Source organism: Candidatus Dormiibacterota bacterium, from assembly GCA_035544955.1.
GTDB lineage: Bacteria > Chloroflexota > Dormibacteria > CF-121 > CF-121 > CF-13.
The window spans coordinates 61,014-76,646 of record DASZZN010000030.1; the positions used below are offsets into that span (position 1 = coordinate 61,014).

Consider the following 15,633-nt stretch of genomic DNA (forward strand, 5'->3'; position numbering starts at 1 on the left):
CCGTCGCGGAGTCCAGCCGATTCGCCCAGATCATCGCCATCGGCCCAAACTAGATGGAAAGACATCCTCTGATGCATCCGCGGAACCGTCGCCGAGGGCGCCTCGGGATGCTTCGGCACCTGGGTCCAGGCCTGGTTACGGGAGCCGCGGACGACGATCCGTCAGGTATCGGCACCTACTCGCAGCTCGGCGCTCAGTTCGGCCTGGCGATGCTGTGGACGGTCCCTTTATCCCTCCCGCTGGCCGCCGCGGTCGAAGAACTCGCCGGTCGTCTCGGGCTCGCCGGGGGAGAGGGTCTCGCTTCCCTGATCAAGAAGAATTTCCCTCGACCGGTCCTGTATGTGGCCGCCTTGCTTGTGACCGGGGCCAATACCTTCAATATCGGGGCCGACCTGGGTTCCATGGTCGCGTCCCTCCAGTTGGTGATCCGAATCCCGTTCCTGCCTTTCCTCATCACCATCACATCCGTCATGCTCGTCCTCGAGGTCTTCGTTCAGTATCACCAATACGCGCGATTTCTCAGATTCCTGACCCTATCGCTATTTGCCTACATCGGCGTCCTTGCTGTTGTCCATGTGGATTGGTTGGCCGTCGCTACCAACCTGGTCATTCCCCATGTCGCCGCCAAAAAGGAATACCTCGCCGGCTTGGTGGCCATCTTTGGAACCACCATCTCGCCGTATTTGATGTTCTGGCAATGCAGCGCGGAGACCGAAGAAACCGCCGATCGCAAGGGCCGCCGCCGGCGGGTGAGTCATCTGGAAATCCTCGGCATGCGGGTCGACGTCATCGCTGGGATGGCGGCCGCTGTGGTCATCATGTTTGCGATCCTTGTCGTCGCCGCGTCCACGCTCGGCGCGCACGGCGTCACCAACATTGGGACGGCTGATCAGGCAGCCCGGGCGCTGAAACCCCTCGCCGGTGATTTTGCGGGGCTGCTCTTCGCCCTGGGCATCGTAGGCACCGGGGCCCTTGCCGTCCCGGTGCTTGCGGGATCCACTGGCTACGCGCTGGCGGAGACGTTCGCCTGGCATGAGGGGCTCTCCAAGAGCTTTCTCGAGGCGCGCGGCTTCTACCTTGTCATCATCGGCTCAATGTTCGTCGGGCTCGTGATGAACACGCTGGGCCTCAACCCGATAAAGGCGTTGGTCTACTCCGCCCTTCTAAACGGGCTTGCCTCGCCGCCGCTGATCCTTCTCATGCTCATTCTTGGCAACAAGCAGCGGGCCGTCCATCGCTACCGCAGCGGCTGGGTGTCGAACGCCCTCGTCGGTTTCGCCTGCCTATTGATGACCGTGCTGCCGATCGCCTACCTACTTGCCAAATGACGTTTGATTATGGGTGAGCGAAGCCGACGATGCCGGACACGAGGAGCCATGCTGCCACGAGCGTCGCGGCTCCCCAGCCGATGCCATGGGCGAGGCCGTGGCGACGACGATGGATCGCATGGCGGCGGTCAGCGAGCGATACCGTCCCGCTCGCCGGGACGATGTGCCTGAAGCCGATCACGTGACTCCTCCAAATCCCCCAGCCAAGTCGGTTGCCAGAAAACTGCTGCCGCAACCGAAGGGCCGATCCTCATCGATCGGCCTTTCGGTTTGTCAAAGGTCGACGCGCTAGCCTACGCCCGTCCCCAGCTGTGGCCGCGGCCAGTCCCAACGCGGCCCGCCACGAGGCTGAACACGACAACCACGATGATTGCGCCGAGGATGGCTGAGACGATCGGCAGCCCCTCGATTGATAGCGTCGGCAGGATGACGAGGTGAAAGACGTCCACCATCAGCCAGGCTCCCACAAAGCCGGCCACGGCCGCCCCGATCCAACCGAAAGGCAGGGCGCTGTGAACCACGCGCTCGGCAATCAGGCCGCATACGGTGCCGACCACGAGAAGGACGATGAGATGCAGCAGGGTCATGTTTGCCTCCTAGGAAACGCCGATTTCGCGTCTCCACGTCTTGGTATTACTGACGCGTTGTCAAGCGGCTTCGGTGCGACGCGTCCGAGTCATCATCCGAATCAGGGAGACGATGCCCCAGCCGATCAGCGAGTAGATCGCAATCGCTACCAGCGACTCCGGCTCCAGGACCGAACGTCCCTGGACGGCCGTGTTGAAGATTCCGTGGAACGGGGCCACCAGCGGCTGGGTGATGTCATACATGAACGTCACGAAGCCGGACACGGTCGAGCCTCCGAGTAGTTTCAACACGAAGCGAATCGCCAGCAGGATGTCGACGAACCCGACGATCCACCAGATGACCGGGGTTACGCGATCGGTGTAGTTGCCGTCGTGGATGGATGTCACGGAGGTCCGCGAAACGCTCGCCTCGCCGACCGCCGGCGCCGACGCCACTACAGGGGTGGCAGCTTGAGCCGCAGTCTCCTTGTGAACGACCTCCTGGTCAAGTACCGTTGCCATGGATTCCTCAAACAGTGGATGGTGCGCAGATTTTTGTGCGCGGGCGCACCATGAATGCTTGATAGCAATATAGCACATTTTGGTGTCAATAGTAATGGGCTTATTTGCTGGTATTCCGTTAGCACCGGGGAAGGCCGCGGCAAGCGGGTGGAGCGAGGGTTTGGGCGGTCTGGTTGTGAACCCAAGAGGCCTCGGGGAAGCAGGGAGCGATCGTCAGGCGGCCGCGCGGCGCGGCTCGGCGGCGGCGAACCCGAAGGAGGCAAGGACGGCACCGGTCGCGAGGTGAGCGGCCCCTACCTGATGCCGGGAAGGGCCTGGGCGGTGAGGGCGATGCCGGCGACAGCGACCACTGCGGCGCTGGCGACGGGGATGAGGGAGGCAGCACGGCTAATGCCATGCAAGGAGAAGGCCGGCCGGACACGGCTCAACAGCGCGGTGCCACTCGCCACGGCGATGCCGATTCCCGACAGGACGATCGCCAGGCCGACGCTGTAGGCAAGGATCAGCAACATCCCGAAGGCGACCCGGTGCAGGGATAGCGCGGAGAGCAGGACGACCAGGGCGGTGGGACACGGGATCAGCCCACCGGTGATCCCGAGCATGACCACGTTGCGTCGGGTCAGCCCGGTCTTCCCCGATCCATGGACGTGGCCTTGGCCGTGGTCATGGCCGTGGCTGTGAAAGGCCGTGCGTGTGCGGGTGAGGACCAGCGCGGCGCCGATCACCAGGATCGAGACCCCGGAGAACAGCGTGAGCCAGGGATACAGCCGCTCCGGGGTGACGATGTTCGCCGCATAGAGCGTGACGAGGCCAAGGGCGAAGACGCCGGCGGTATGGGTGACGGTGATGGTCAGGCCGAGGACCAACGCATGGCGCGTGCTGCCCTGCGTGCCGACGAGGTAGCCGGCCATCACCGCTTTGCCGTGCCCGGGCGACAGGGCATGCAACCCTCCCAGCACGATGGCGACCAAGAGTGAGAAGCCGAGCAAGGGCAGCGACAGGTCTTTGGGCACGATCAGCGCCGCAAACCGGTCCGGGACCAAACGAACGCCGCCCGCCTGCGAGACCGTCGTCGACTCGGCAGCGGCCGAAGCCCCGGGGATGAACCGAAAGCGCGCCTGCGTGACGTTCAACGGGCTGGTCAGCCTGTCCTGTGGATATTGGCGGAGCTCCTGACTGACGCTCCTGCTCGGGACGCTGGCGTTCTGAAGGCTGGCGGCGGAGGCCTGCACCACGATCTCTCTCCAGCCGAGCCGACCCGCGTAGTTGCCGTCACGATAGCTGGCCTCGTGGCTCCCGCCGGAGAGAGAGGCGCTGGTGAGATTGATCTCGAGTCGCATCACCTGCAAGCCGCCCTGACCGGCCAGGAGCTCGACCGAGTGATCGGCCACGGTCAGCTTCACCGGCTTGCCGTCGACCTGGAGCGAGAGACCGCGGGCAAGGTCGGCGATATGCCTGTCCAGGTAGCCCGAGTCGTCCTGGATGCGCTGTTTCTCTTGGAACGCCGGGATCTCGGCCAGGTCGAGCACGTAGTGCACCCCGACCTGGTCGCCGGCGAGTTGAATCCGGCTGTAGTGGTTGATCGTGAAGTTTCCGAGGGGATGGGCGAAGGCCGGGAGCGCAGCCGTGACCGAGATGACGGCCGCGCCCCCTAACGCGATCAGCCACCGAGTGGGAACCCTCATGTTTGGCCCAACGAGGCGAGGGTCTTCCGCGCCTCCTGACCGTGGATCACCGAGAAATAGGGGTTGATCTGCAGCGCCTTGCTGAGGTCGGCCCTTGCCTGACCCTTCATCCCGAGCTTGGCCTCGATCATGCCGGAGTGGAAGAAGAAGAGAGCGTCCAGCGTGCCGAGCCGGCGGGCTGCGCGCGATGCATCGAGCGCCTCGGAATCGTTTCCAATCTCATGCAAGGTCCACGCCAGTGAGTCGGCGGTGACGACGTTGGGACGGTCGCGCATCGCGCGGCGGGCGGCGGCGAGCGCCGCGGGGAGATTCCGTCGATGATCGGCGCTGAACAAGGCGAGTTCTTGGTCGAGATCGACGCCGTTGGCCTGGAAGAGGGCCTGCTCGGCCGCGGCCAGGTCGTAGGTCTCGCCGGCCCGCTTGCTGTTGTTCGACGCCCCGAAGACATCGCCCAGCGCGATGACGTATTGCGGAATCGGATAGATCTCGATCGCTCGCTGGTACAACCTCGCAGCCTCGCCGTAGTTCTTTTGCGCCGCCCGAACCGAGGCGATCCCGGCGATGCCCTGCACATAACCGGGAAAATCACGGAGCGACCGCTGGTACTGGGCCTCGGCATCCGATAGCTTGCCGGCGTTGAAGTACAGGTTGCCCAGCAGCACCTCGGTGTAGGCAGCGTTCTCCGGCACTGGGCCGCCCGCGCTGATCGCCATCTTCATGGCGTCGATCGCGCCCGGGACATCGCCATATAGTTCCCGGAGGTAGGACACCCGCGAATAGGAACTCAGATCGGGCCGCAGGTTAACCATCAGCTGCAGGGAGTCGATCGCCTCTGGGTACCGACCCAGTTGGGTCTGCGCGTCGCTGATGACGCCGAGCGGACGGGATGCATAGGGGGCAAGCGCGTGAGCCTTTTGACCCCACCTGAGCGCCTCCGCGAACTGATGGCGTGCCAGCGTTAAGGTGCCCATCAGGGTCGTCGCCTCGCTGTCGTCCGGGTCATGGTGGATCGCTGAGCTCAGGAGCTCCTCGACCTTCGGGTAATAAGAGGGATCGCCGACCTCGCGAACTTTCTGCAGGTAGGCTGCGGCCAGTTCGTCCACGGCCATCCAATCGCTGGCGTTAGTGCGGATTCGTTCCTGGTCCCTAACGATGACCTGGTCGCTGGTCAGGTTCAGGGCCTGGGCGGCGCGGCTGGTGCTGGCGGAGCCCGCGGTGGTCGCCTGCGGCTGGGCGCCGCACGCGCTCACGGCGGCGCCGAGCGAAAGGACGATGGCGATTCGAGTCAGGCGCATCAAGGCCTCCGCTGGATGAAGTGACGGGGCCCCCGAAGGAGCCCCGTCCAGGTTGCTGTCGTTTACGGCGAATGTGGGTCGGCGACGTAGGGGAATTCGGTCAAGAGCGGGTCGGCGTCCCGCGCGACGCCATCTCCAAGCGTTGTTGCCATCGCGCCCGGCGTGCACGCTGGAGTGGCGAAGGCGCAGGTCGCGCCGTCGACCGCCTGCAGCTCGATGTCGGTGACGTCGTCACCGAGGCGGCGGCCGTTCGGGAAGCCGTCGTTCTCCTTGGCGAGCGCGCCCAGCCGGTTGACATCGTTGGGATTGGTGTGGGTCGGTGGGACGTCCATGTTGAGGCGGAGCTCATCGCCGGGAACCTGGTTCGGGTTGTTCGGCATGTTGACGCCTTTGATCCCGGTTAGAAAGACCGCGACCAGGTCGGTCCGATTGGTCTCCGGCGCGCCGACCTTGAAAAACGCGTTCAGGTACTTCGCCAGGAGCGGAGACGTGACGCCGCTGAGGAATTGCTTGTCCTCGGCAGGAGTCGTGGCGTTGAAGGTGTCCTTGCCGGCAAGCGGCACGACGACTTCGTTCACGAGGGGATTGCCCAGGCGGGAGACCTGGGTCCAGAAGTGGCCATCGTTCTTCCGGCCGGTATCCAGAGGATTGTTCAGGACTTGCGTCGTCTGGCGCTTGGAGGTCGCCCAGACACCGATAACGGAATCGTTCGGTCCCTTGACCATCGTCTTGGGAACCTGGATCGCGATCGTGTGGGTATTAACCCCTGTCAAGGTATCGACGGCGCCGGTCGCAGCGCCCGTGACGTTCAGCGGACTGAAGATGCCGCCGAGGTTCACGAAAAACGGATCATCGCGCTGCCCGGCGAAGACCGTCATGCCGCTACCGATGTCATGAATCGCAGCCTTTGCCAGTTGGTGGTAGTTGGCGGCGTCGCCGGTCGAATTCTTCCCGACCGCATCCGGTGGGGTCAGCAGGTTGTCGGCGATCTTGCGATTGTCGCCATTCCGCCACAGCGCAACGTCATAGCTCTGGGGGCGGTTCCAGTTTTTGTACGTTTTGGTGCTGGCATCGTATGTGACAGGGCCGGCGGTGTAGAGGAAGGTGGACGGATCGACCGTGGTGGTTTTGAACTGGAAGGAGAAGACGACGTGGTCCTTGGCGTCGCCCACGTTGTCGACGTGGATCTGATACAGGACGTCGTCGCCGAAGCTGTAGAAGTTCGGACCGCCCGACGGGACCTCGACCGGAATCCAGTTCGCGATGAGGTCGACCTTCGATGGGTCGACCGGGTCGACGAACGCGTACGTGTCGGTGTTATCGGCGACCGGATCCTGGGAGATGAGCGGCGCTTCGCGGTGGCTCGACGCGCTCGCGCCGATCGGCGAGAACGTGAGCGCCGCGGCCGCCGTCCCCAGGACGGCGATCAAAGCTTGTTTGCGCATGGTGTTCCTTTTCCTGTGAATGGTTGTTTTCCTCGATGCGATCTGTCGGCGTGCGATGTGAGCGCGTGGCGTCCCTCCTTTTCGGGCGTGAGTCAGCCTGGTGGGCTTGCCCGTCGCTGAGTTACTAACAGAGGCGATGTACTAACTCAGGCATATGTCTCTATAACGCGACAGGAGCCTCGCCGGATCATCGGCTAAGGAAATGCGTGTAAATCGAAGATCTGGATCGGGGGTCCGGGTCGAATCCAGTGCTCATATCCGCTCAAGGGCACGTAGTAGCCATCGATCGGGTCGAAGACGGCATCCGTGCAATGGCCGCCGGTCGCCGTAAACGTCACCACGAGCTTTGTTTGGGTGTCGAGGGCCCGCCGCAGCGGGGTCGGCGTTGCACATCCATCGGACGGCGTGATCGGCGAGTAGACCGCTTAGTCCACACGGTCCGCTCGGAGACTCGGGAGGACGTCCTTCGTCAAGTCGGACTCCGCAAGCTCGTGAACGCTGTACTGATCCTGGAGCCGGTTCTGGAGGAACGAGGCCACGTACGCGTCGGTTGCCCCATGGCTTTCGGCCCGCCGATCGATCATCGCCTGGTCATGCGTCGGGCCCGCGAAATAGAGCGCCGCCACCCGAGCGCGGGCTGGAACGTGTGCTCGTAGCCATTCGAAAGCCTGAGTCCGAGTATCGGTCTGCTGGATCAGGCGGTCATAGGCAAGGTCATGGGCTACCGCCGGAATGATCATGATGGCGACGGCCGCCGCCAGGAAAAGGCGGGGGTGCTCCAAGCGCTCGCAGGCTGCGACCAGTGCTCGCCCACCCAGGATCACAAGCGGTGGGATGAGCGGATCGGCGTAGCGCACGAAGACCATGTGCCCCGACCCGATGAGTCCGTAGTACCCGAGCACGAACGCCACCAGGATCGCGTCGGCTTTGGTCCGGCGGACGGCGGCGTACGCCAGCCCGGCCAGACTGAGCAAAAACAGGGGCGGATCGAGTCCAGACCACAGGGCCAGCCGCGGGATATGGAGGTAGCCGATCTCCGGCTGGTGCGCGGCCGCGAGGTGTACAAAGATGTAGCCGATCCCCGAGGCAAAGGAGCCGAGATCGATGAGGAGAAACGGGGAGGTGATCGAAAAGGTGGCCACACCGACGAACCCGACGACCGCTAGCCCAGTCAGGGCGCGGCGCGGAACGCGAACGTGAAGTCCCTGGGCTGCGGCCAGGCTCACGAAGACGAGGGCGCCGTTGTATTTGAGGCTCGCCACCGCGCCGAGCACGATCCCGCCTGCGACCCGTCGTCGGGCAGTGTCGGCCTCCGCCAGACGGTAGGCGGCGATTAATCCCAGCATGCAGGCGAAGGCGAGGGGCGTATCAATGGTTGCAAAGTGGCTATCCCGGACGGCCAAGAACGCGACGGCGAGGGCGATCGCTGCGACAAGACCCGTGGTTTCGCCATAGGCTCGCCGGCCGAAGCGGTAGACGACGACGACCGTGGCGGTGCCGATGGCGGCATCCAGCAGTCGAACAGCCAGGTACGGCGCCGCCGGACCCAGGAGAGGGAAGATGGGCCTGAGGATCGCAAGCCAAGCCGCCGATAGATACATATATAGATGCGGCCAGTTGGCGAAATGGGGGTCGATCACTCCGTGCAGGACGCCCATCGCCCGCCCAACGACGACGTCCTCATCTGGCCGATAGATGGCCGGCAAGCCGAAGCCGATTCCCCAAAGGCGCAGGCCTAATCCGAACAGGACCGCAGCCGGCAACGCCAGGCTTCGACGGCGAAAGCGCGCCCAGCCATGTTGTTCCCCCTTCAAACCCCTAGGACCCGGAGAGTCGCCGCTGAGGTCGGCCGTCGTACGGGGCGAGGGTCGGCGCGAGCCGTACCGTGATCTCTGAGACCTCTCTCCAACAGCGCTCCCCTTCAACCTTCATCAGGCCGATCCGCAGGAGCAAGAGACGAAACCGTAGAAACACAAGCCACTTTCCTTCGCGCAGCGTGGATACTCGTCGACACTCACGACTACGGACCGAGACGGGTTACGGATGTATCGACGGCAAACCGAGCCGGTGGATCACGTCATCCTGTCCCGACGGTGATCCAGAACGCGGTTCGATTCGAACTCTAGGTATGGATAGGCGCGCGGGTCAGGCGCAGATCGTGGGAGTCGTGACCGCGGTGCCCACGATCCGGGTGACGATGAAGGACGTCGCGCTGGCCGTTGGCCGCCTCCGCGGTCGAGGCTTGCACTGGCCCGCTCCGAGCCTGGCCGGAATGCGATATTTCGCGCAGCCGCTTCCTTCCATCATGGCGCCCCGCAGCGTGTCGGCGCAGACGGACGCGTACCTGGAACACGCTCGGATCCTTGCACGGCAGGTTAGCTGCGATGCTCTGGACCGCTCTGGCATCAGTCGCGACACCGTCGGCCTCGTGATCGGCGTCTCCTGCACCGGATTCGTACTCCCGTCTCTCGACGCCGAGCTGATCCCGATTCTGGGCCTTCGGCCGGACGTCGCTCGGCTCCCGATCACAGAGCTCGGATGCGGCGGCGGCATCGCGGGGCTGGCACGAGCGGCGGATTATCTTCGTGCCTATCCCGATCGCGCCGTCCTCCTGTTTTCGGTCGAGCTTCCATCCCTCACCTTTCAGCCCGACGATCATTCGGTCGACAACCTGGTGGCGGCGATGGTTTTCGGCGACGGGGCCGGGGCGGCAGTGCTGCGGACGGGGGCATCACCAAACCAATGGACGGTGGAGCGTACCGGAACGTTGCTCGTCCCTGAAGGCGCGCGGCACCTCGGCTACGAACTGCGCGACGGTGGACTGCGCGTGGTGCTGAGCCGAGATCTTCCCGCCCTGGTGGAAGCGCGCCTCGGCGAGGCGGTCGACGCGTTCCTCGCGCCAAGCGGCCTTTGCCGATGCGACATTGACATCATGGCAGCGCACCCGGGCGGACCACGAATCTTCGAGGCCGTCGAGCGTGCCCTGGGCCTCGAGGCCGATGCGCTGCGGATCTCGCGCGCCGTCTTCGCCGGGTATGGCAACGCGTCCAGTGCGGGGATCTTTTTCGTGCTTTCGGCGCTCGAGCCGGCCAGTCGAACGAGCCGCGCGTTGGCGATCGCTTTCGGGCCAGGACTGTCGATCGAGCTGGCGCTCCTGCGGTTCGGCGCCTGAGCGAGCGAATAGGCCACGGGACGAAACGCCACGTAGTAGGGAATAGGTGAGCATCGAGCATCGCTGAAAAGGAATGACCGAGCTGCGCCACGACGAGATCGACAACCTACTCGGCGCCTATGCGCTGGGGGCCCTCCCGCCTGAGGAGATGCGCCAGGTCGACGCCCACCTGCGAACGTGTGCGGCACACCGGGAGACGGCTGCCGTGCTGACGGACGCCGTCGCCAGACTGGCGTTCAGCGTCCCGGAGCAGCAGCCGTCACCACAATTGCGCGAGCGGATCCTCGAGGCGATCCGCGCGGAAGCCTCTCCCGGGGTGATCGGTAAGTCGGGGCGCCCGGCACGCCCCATCGTGCTGCGCTTTGGGGGAGCTCCCGGCCCGCCCCGCCGGGGATGGCCGACCGCGATGGTGGCGCTGGCCGCCGCCATCCTGCTCGCCTTCCTGGTCGGGATCGGCTTTGACCGCGTGGCCACCAGACCGGCCCAGCCGGCGCAGCTCGCCTGGGTCTTCGCCGGGAGTGCCCAGGCGCCGGGTGCTGTCGCGACCCTCACTTACTTCCGCGACCGGAAACAGGCCGTGCTGGCGACGACCGGGCTTCCGCCCTTGCCGGATGGCAAGATCTACGAGATCTGGCTCTTCAAGAACGCCACGCCGGTCGACGCGGGGACGAGCGGGGTGGACGGGGGGAAGCTGGTCGTCACGATAACCCGCGACCTCACCCAGTATCAGCGGTTGGCAATCACGGCGGAGCCCGGCGAGCAGCCGCACCCGACCGGCAGGACGATCCTCGAAGGCTCCCTCACCGGCGTGGCGGGGTAGCCAGGTCCGCCAACTGAGATGAAGGGCAAAGGTTTGACACCCGGCGAGATGGTGATAGTATTGCTATCACGTTACGGGTTGAGGGCCTTTTGGTTGTGTCGAGTATGAGCGAGATTGGGGCCGATGCCTTGCAGACGATCGAAGGGATGGAGAGCCTGTACGACAGCTGCAAGGGGATCGCCTACGGCCTCGCCTTCCAAATCGTAAGGGAGCAGACCGCGGCGGAGGATGTCGTCCAGGATGCCTTCCTCGCCGTTTGGCGCGGACGGCGCCAATACGATCCCGAAAAAGGTGCACTCAAGAGCTGGCTGCTGACGATTGTCCGCCACCGGGCCATCGATCGCCTGCGCCGTGACCGGGCGGGGTCGACAAAGGTCGTGGAGTTGGAGATGGCCGAACTGGTCGGTGACGACGGTGCCGATCCCGCGGACATGGGAGCGGAGCGCCTGTGGCTCCATATGGCCCTGAAGGCGCTCCCGGACCGTCAGCGGGACGCCGTTCTTCTCGCGTTTTTCGGCGGCTACACGTGCGCGCAGATCGCAGAGCGCCAGGGCCTGCCGCTGGGGACCGTCAAAGGCCAGCTTCGCCTCGGACTCCAGAAACTGGCTGCCATGGATCACGCCCCTTCGAGCAAGATACGGAGATGAGATCCCTGGAGTGCTGGGAAGTCGAGGAGCTTCTGGGCGGATACGTTCTGACGGCGCTGTCGGCCGAGGAGCGATCCGCAGCTGAACAGCATCTCGCAAGCTGCACTCAACACGCGGGCGCGATCCAGGAGTTGGCGCGGTCCAGTTCACTGCTCAGCCTGGCTGCGAAGGTACGAGAACCGCGAGCCGAACTTCGCACCAAAGTCCTGGCCGCGCTTCGCGCCGAATCCGACGCCACGACGGTCCCACTTGGCTGGAGCAGTGAGTCGTTGCCCGTCGGCAGCCACGTCTGCGCCTTTCACTCTGATGACGAACGACTGAGGCAAATGATGAGGTTTCTCCGAGCGGGCTTTGATCAGCCAGCAGACTTCGGCGTACTCTTCGCCGACCGTCGCCGCTTCGATACGCTGCTCAGCTGGCTTCAGCAGGGTTACGAGGGTTCGATCGAGTCCCTCATCGGTCGAGGGAAGCTGGCGTTGATCGACGGAGCGCCTCGAGTCGAACAGCTCATGGAGCGCATCGGTGAGCGGCTCGACCGAGCGATGCGCGACGGATACGGGTTGATCCGGTTCCTCGGCTTCATCGGGTGGAACCAGCCGGGTTGGCCTGACCTCGAGTCACTGGTCGAATTCGAGAAGAAGGTCAACGATGTCGTCCGCGCCTATCCCGCCGTGGTCATCTGCATGTATGACGTACTTCGACTGCCCGGGCTCAGTCTGATCGACGGCGGCCTCCGACAGCACCCCATCACGATCCTGGGCGACAGGGTCGTTCGACAGAATCCGTTCTACATGGCGGCGTAAGCGGTTAGGCGCGGAGCGTCATGCAGGTCATCGTGCGTGGAGCGAGGGTTTGGGCAGTCTGGTTGTGAAACGCAACCCCACGAGATCGACGTCGCATACGAGTCGGGAGTCCTGCAACCAGGAGCGCCATGATGATGGTGTTCCGCATGGCGATTTTGTCATTCGGACGTTCAGCGAACCGGACCGACGCTAGGACCCGAGGGCTCGACGGACCCGCTCGCCTAGAAGAGCCAACCGCTCGACGGGCTCGTTACTGAACACGAATCTCACGTGCCGCTTGGCAACCTGGTCGCCCCAGCCGCGCATGGGGGTGGCGGCCACCTTTTGGTCGAGCAGCCGATCGGAGACCTCCATGCAGTCGAGCCCGAGGGCCGCGACATCCAGGAGAAGCGACCAGCCGCCCGCGGGCCGGACGACGGGGAGTCCCTCGAGTTGCTTGAGCGTTTCGTCGCGACGTCGCTGCCATTCTGCATTGGCCATGGCCAGATCCTGGTCTCCCACGCCAAGGGCGACGCGTGTGCCGATCTGATTGAACCCGCTGGGCACGAGGCCGTTATAGATGTGGACCCGCGAGACATCGTTGACGAGATCACCGGGTGCCACGACCCAGCCGATTCGCCATGCGATCATGCGTTGCTCGAGCGTGGGTGAGCCCACGGTAACGGTGCGATCGCGCATGCCGGTAAGCGCCGCCGGATGCCGGATCGGCCGTCCGTCGTAGAGGACGCCTTCGAAGCCGCCCCAGTAGAGGAGCCGAAGGTCGCGTTCGCGGCAGATCGAGGCGACGGCAGCCCACTCCGCGTCGCTGGCGACCCACCCAGATGGAAAGGAGGCGTTGTTGATGAACACCACGCGCGTCCGGTCGGAAACGGCCGCCCGAAGAGCCTCCACATCGAGCCGCCACTCACCGGCGATGACGCCAAGCGGGACGAGTCGCGGCGTTGCACCGACGAGCCGCACGCGGTTGAGCATGCCTGCGTACGTGGGGTCGGTCAGGATGACCTCGTCCCCAGGGTCCGTCAGGCAGAAGAGCGCATCGAGCATCGCGTCGCCCTCGCCGCAGGTGATCACAATTTCCCGGCGACCGTCGTAACGCGGTCCGCCGTGTCGCTCGATGTACGCCGCCACCGCCTCTTTGAGATCATCCCGGCCGGTGAAGGGCAGCCAGCTGTTGGCCTCGTCCTGGCCGATGGCGGCTCGGGTCGCTTCCATAGCAGCTTCAGGCGGCGGGACATCGGTGTCGAGGTTTTCCATCCGAAGGATGTCCGGATCGGCGCCGGCCGCCGCCGCGACTCGATCGATGTTGAAGCCTGGGATATGCGCGAGACGCCGGACACTCATTTCGGCTCGTCCCAGATTAGCGTGACGGCGGTCCCCTCGTGGATCACCGGCTACGGAACCGCAAGCCTTCCGATGCGACTCGTCTTGAATTCGGAAAACCAGAGCGCACCGTCAGGCCCGCTAACGATGCCCTCGGGCGCCACCCCACGGGGGAGCACGTATTCGGTAACCGATCCGGAGCTCGCGATCCGACCGATGGCGTCACCCTTCTCTTCGGTGAACCACACCGACCCAGCCGTATCAGTGGTGATGCCAACCGGACCAAAAACACGCGCAGCGAATTCTGTGAGCACACCCGACGGCGTGACGCGACCTATTCGGTTGCCAAGGAATTCTACGAACCAGAGATTGCCATCCGGAGCGCGGGTAATTCGGAAAGGATGGGCGTCCTCGGTCTTGAGCCGGTAACGGGAAATCTGTCCGGTGGTTGAGACGCGCAGGATCTCGTTGCTCGCTGACGCACAGATCCAGAGATTGCCGTCCGCTCCGAACGTCAACCCTGCCGGTGCCGTTCCTGCGGGAAGCGCTACTTCATTCAACAGCCGGCCATCGATTCCCAGGTGGCCGAGCCGGTCGGTGTTCGACTCGCTAAACCAGAGTGTCCCGTCCGGCGCAGCCGTGATATCGATCGGCGAGCTGCTGCTTGGGGCCGGATATTCGGTGATCTGGCCGAGGGGAGTCATCCGGCCGACCTGGTCGGCATTCCGGTCGGTGAACCACAGGTTGCCGTCTGGACCAGGGATAATCCCCACGCCCGGGGCTCCATCGATCGGCAAGCTGATCTCCAGCAGTTTGCCGGAAACCGACAGCCGGCCGATACGACTCCCCGCTTCCTCGGTAAACCATAAGTTGTGATCAGGCCCAACGGTGATGCCGGTCGGAGCTCGCCCGGAGGGTAGCGGAAATTCATGAATGGACGCGGCGATGCGGATGGATGCCGGCGGCGTGGGAGTCGCCGCAGGAGGTTGGGTTTTGGGCTGGCCCCCAGCGCACGCAGTCAGGATCAGTGTCAATAGCTGCAGCACGGGATAGCCGGCAAAGCCAACGATAGATCTGCGGTCAGGCATCAGGGTAGGAACTACGCTAGCCCCACCCTGACCCTCCCGCAAGCAGGCAGGGAAAATCCCCACTCGGTGGCGACCGAGTAGCCACGGGCGATCGCCTGCACCCGCAACTGCGGAGTTGACGCCATGACTATCGACGCGGCGGTGGCGCTGGCAGCGAATCCAGCCTCGCGCCGATCCACCCCAAGTGTGCCCTCCCCGGCAAAAGCGGGGAGGGAAATTGTTGGGAAAGAATTTCTCACAAAGATTAGGGAACCTTAGGCGGCCACAAGTCCATATCATTTTCTTACCGTGGTCGCGCTGAATCGGTTGCGCGTCGACGTCGATTCCTCACCGGTCTACGAGCTGCTGCTCCAGATCGGCGCGTTCACGGGCCGGGAGGAGCTGAACACCTTTGACGTCGGCCATCGCTGGAGCGTCACGCAGCGCGCCCGCTGCTCAGCGACCGTTCGGCGGGCTCTCGATCGACTCGGCGGACCATTTGCGTTCTGGGATCAGCTGATCGGCTACCAGGCGGTCGAGCGAGCCGACGGGTTACCCGACTTCTTCGACCTCCTCGACCGGACGGATGCCGAGGAGATCGACCTTCACATGCTCGGCTGCTACTCCGCCGAGATGGACGCTCGGTCTCGGGCCGCGATCCGGGCCGCGGTCGAGGGAAGCCGCCGAGCACGCACGCCCGCGCTCGAGGCGCTCGCCGCCGGTCTGCCCGAACGGCGCGAGGTGTTCGGCCGGCTGCTCGCCGCTCCGGCCGAGGTGGTCAAAGAGATCGTCCTTGACGTGCTAAGGGGCTGGTACGAGCGAATCTTTCTGAGAGAGGAGCCGATCGTCACCGCGCTTTTGGAAGACGAAAGCGCGGCGCGACGCATGCTGCTGACGACCGATCCGGAGCGCTTGATCTTGCTTGCGACCGGCGTTCGCTACGACACGCGGCCGGACGTCGAC

General features: G+C 64.5%; 16 protein-coding genes. 6 read left to right on the forward strand and 10 right to left on the reverse strand.

The genetic code is table 11. The features are described 5' to 3' along the window. Positions 1-107 precede the first annotated feature (107 nt). The gene (locus tag VHK65_10955; protein ID HVS06669.1) at positions 108-1,328 is read left to right on the forward strand and encodes a divalent metal cation transporter; all 1,221 of its coding nucleotides are present in this window, start codon (positions 108-110) and stop codon (positions 1,326-1,328) included. A gap of 7 nt (positions 1,329-1,335) precedes the next feature. On the opposite strand, the gene VHK65_10960 is transcribed toward VHK65_10955, so the two are convergent. From VHK65_10960 to VHK65_10995, 8 genes are all read right to left on the reverse strand, one after another. Further along, positions 1,336-1,509 carry a hypothetical protein gene (locus VHK65_10960; GenBank protein ID HVS06670.1) on the reverse strand — a complete coding sequence of 58 codons (174 nt, stop codon included), beginning with the start codon at positions 1,507-1,509 and terminating at the stop codon, positions 1,336-1,338. A 112-nt stretch (positions 1,510-1,621) separates the two neighbouring features. Further along, complete coding sequence (locus VHK65_10965) at positions 1,622-1,915, reverse strand: GlsB/YeaQ/YmgE family stress response membrane protein (protein HVS06671.1); 294 nt, start codon at positions 1,913-1,915, stop codon at positions 1,622-1,624. 60 nt (positions 1,916-1,975) lie between these two features. After that, a complete protein-coding gene (locus tag VHK65_10970; protein ID HVS06672.1) occupies positions 1,976-2,416 on the reverse strand; it encodes a hypothetical protein in 441 nt (146 codons plus the stop codon). A gap of 293 nt (positions 2,417-2,709) precedes the next feature. Beyond that, a complete protein-coding gene (locus VHK65_10975) occupies positions 2,710-4,101 on the reverse strand; it encodes a hypothetical protein (protein HVS06673.1) in 1,392 nt (463 codons plus the stop codon). Next, positions 4,098-5,396 carry a tetratricopeptide repeat protein gene (locus tag VHK65_10980; GenBank protein ID HVS06674.1) on the reverse strand — a complete coding sequence of 433 codons (1,299 nt, stop codon included), beginning with the start codon at positions 5,394-5,396 and terminating at the stop codon, positions 4,098-4,100. The genes VHK65_10975 and VHK65_10980 overlap by 4 nt, the downstream gene beginning before the upstream one ends. Positions 5,397-5,458: 62 nt before the next feature. Then, positions 5,459-6,841 carry a DUF4331 domain-containing protein gene (locus tag VHK65_10985; protein HVS06675.1) on the reverse strand — a complete coding sequence of 461 codons (1,383 nt, stop codon included), beginning with the start codon at positions 6,839-6,841 and terminating at the stop codon, positions 5,459-5,461. Between the two features lie 194 nt (positions 6,842-7,035). Beyond that, positions 7,036-7,179, reverse strand: a complete 144-nt coding sequence (locus VHK65_10990; GenBank protein ID HVS06676.1) for a hypothetical protein — start codon at positions 7,177-7,179, stop codon at positions 7,036-7,038. Between the two features lie 87 nt (positions 7,180-7,266). Continuing rightward, positions 7,267-8,604, reverse strand: coding sequence for a glycosyltransferase family 39 protein (locus VHK65_10995; GenBank protein ID HVS06677.1), 1,338 nt, complete (start codon positions 8,602-8,604; stop codon positions 7,267-7,269). Between the two features lie 365 nt (positions 8,605-8,969). Between VHK65_10995 and VHK65_11000 the strand changes: the two genes are divergently transcribed. The 4 genes from VHK65_11000 (at position 8,970) to VHK65_11015 (ending at position 12,283) form a co-directional block, all read left to right on the forward strand. Next, a complete protein-coding gene (locus VHK65_11000; protein ID HVS06678.1) occupies positions 8,970-10,013 on the forward strand; it encodes a 3-oxoacyl-[acyl-carrier-protein] synthase III C-terminal domain-containing protein in 1,044 nt (347 codons plus the stop codon). A gap of 73 nt (positions 10,014-10,086) precedes the next feature. Continuing rightward, a complete protein-coding gene (locus VHK65_11005; GenBank protein ID HVS06679.1) occupies positions 10,087-10,833 on the forward strand; it encodes an anti-sigma factor in 747 nt (248 codons plus the stop codon). A 104-nt stretch (positions 10,834-10,937) separates the two neighbouring features. Then, positions 10,938-11,480, forward strand: a complete 543-nt coding sequence (locus tag VHK65_11010; protein HVS06680.1) for a sigma-70 family RNA polymerase sigma factor — start codon at positions 10,938-10,940, stop codon at positions 11,478-11,480. After that, on the forward strand, positions 11,477-12,283 hold the full coding sequence (locus VHK65_11015) for an MEDS domain-containing protein (protein ID HVS06681.1): 807 nt from the start codon (positions 11,477-11,479) through the stop codon (positions 12,281-12,283). Before VHK65_11010 ends, VHK65_11015 begins: the two co-directional genes overlap by 4 nt. Positions 12,284-12,472: 189 nt before the next feature. On the opposite strand, the gene VHK65_11020 is transcribed toward VHK65_11015, so the two are convergent. Then, the gene (locus tag VHK65_11020; protein HVS06682.1) at positions 12,473-13,624 is read right to left on the reverse strand and encodes a pyridoxal phosphate-dependent aminotransferase; all 1,152 of its coding nucleotides are present in this window, start codon (positions 13,622-13,624) and stop codon (positions 12,473-12,475) included. Positions 13,625-13,674: 50 nt separating this feature from the next. Beyond that, on the reverse strand, positions 13,675-14,691 hold the full coding sequence (locus VHK65_11025; protein ID HVS06683.1) for a Virginiamycin B lyase: 1,017 nt from the start codon (positions 14,689-14,691) through the stop codon (positions 13,675-13,677). 288 nt (positions 14,692-14,979) lie between these two features. Between VHK65_11025 and VHK65_11030 the strand changes: the two genes are divergently transcribed. Then, positions 14,980-15,633: hypothetical protein (locus VHK65_11030; GenBank protein HVS06684.1), on the forward strand; the 654-nt coding region annotated here is incomplete at its 3' end.

What these genes read in the sequence shown, in the direction of transcription:
- VHK65_10965 (HVS06671.1), bottom strand. Translation starts at nt 1,915, where the DNA reads ATGACCCTGCTGCATCTCATCGTCCTTCTCGTGGTCGGCACCGTATGC.
- VHK65_11005 (HVS06679.1), top strand. Translation starts at nt 10,087, where the DNA reads ATGACCGAGCTGCGCCACGACGAGATCGACAACCTACTCGGCGCCTAT.
- VHK65_10980 (HVS06674.1), bottom strand. Translation starts at nt 5,396, where the DNA reads ATGCGCCTGACTCGAATCGCCATCGTCCTTTCGCTCGGCGCCGCCGTG.
- VHK65_11010 (HVS06680.1), top strand. Translation starts at nt 10,938, where the DNA reads ATGAGCGAGATTGGGGCCGATGCCTTGCAGACGATCGAAGGGATGGAG.
- VHK65_11000 (HVS06678.1), top strand. Translation starts at nt 8,970, where the DNA reads ATGGATAGGCGCGCGGGTCAGGCGCAGATCGTGGGAGTCGTGACCGCG.
- VHK65_11025 (HVS06683.1), bottom strand. Translation starts at nt 14,691, where the DNA reads ATGCCTGACCGCAGATCTATCGTTGGCTTTGCCGGCTATCCCGTGCTG.
- VHK65_10985 (HVS06675.1), bottom strand. Translation starts at nt 6,841, where the DNA reads ATGCGCAAACAAGCTTTGATCGCCGTCCTGGGGACGGCGGCCGCGGCG.
- VHK65_11020 (HVS06682.1), bottom strand. Translation starts at nt 13,624, where the DNA reads ATGAGTGTCCGGCGTCTCGCGCATATCCCAGGCTTCAACATCGATCGA.
- VHK65_11015 (HVS06681.1), top strand. Translation starts at nt 11,477, where the DNA reads ATGAGATCCCTGGAGTGCTGGGAAGTCGAGGAGCTTCTGGGCGGATAC.
- VHK65_10975 (HVS06673.1), bottom strand. Translation starts at nt 4,101, where the DNA reads ATGAGGGTTCCCACTCGGTGGCTGATCGCGTTAGGGGGCGCGGCCGTC.
- VHK65_10970 (HVS06672.1), bottom strand. Translation starts at nt 2,416, where the DNA reads ATGGCAACGGTACTTGACCAGGAGGTCGTTCACAAGGAGACTGCGGCT.
- VHK65_10955 (HVS06669.1), top strand. Translation starts at nt 108, where the DNA reads ATGCTTCGGCACCTGGGTCCAGGCCTGGTTACGGGAGCCGCGGACGAC.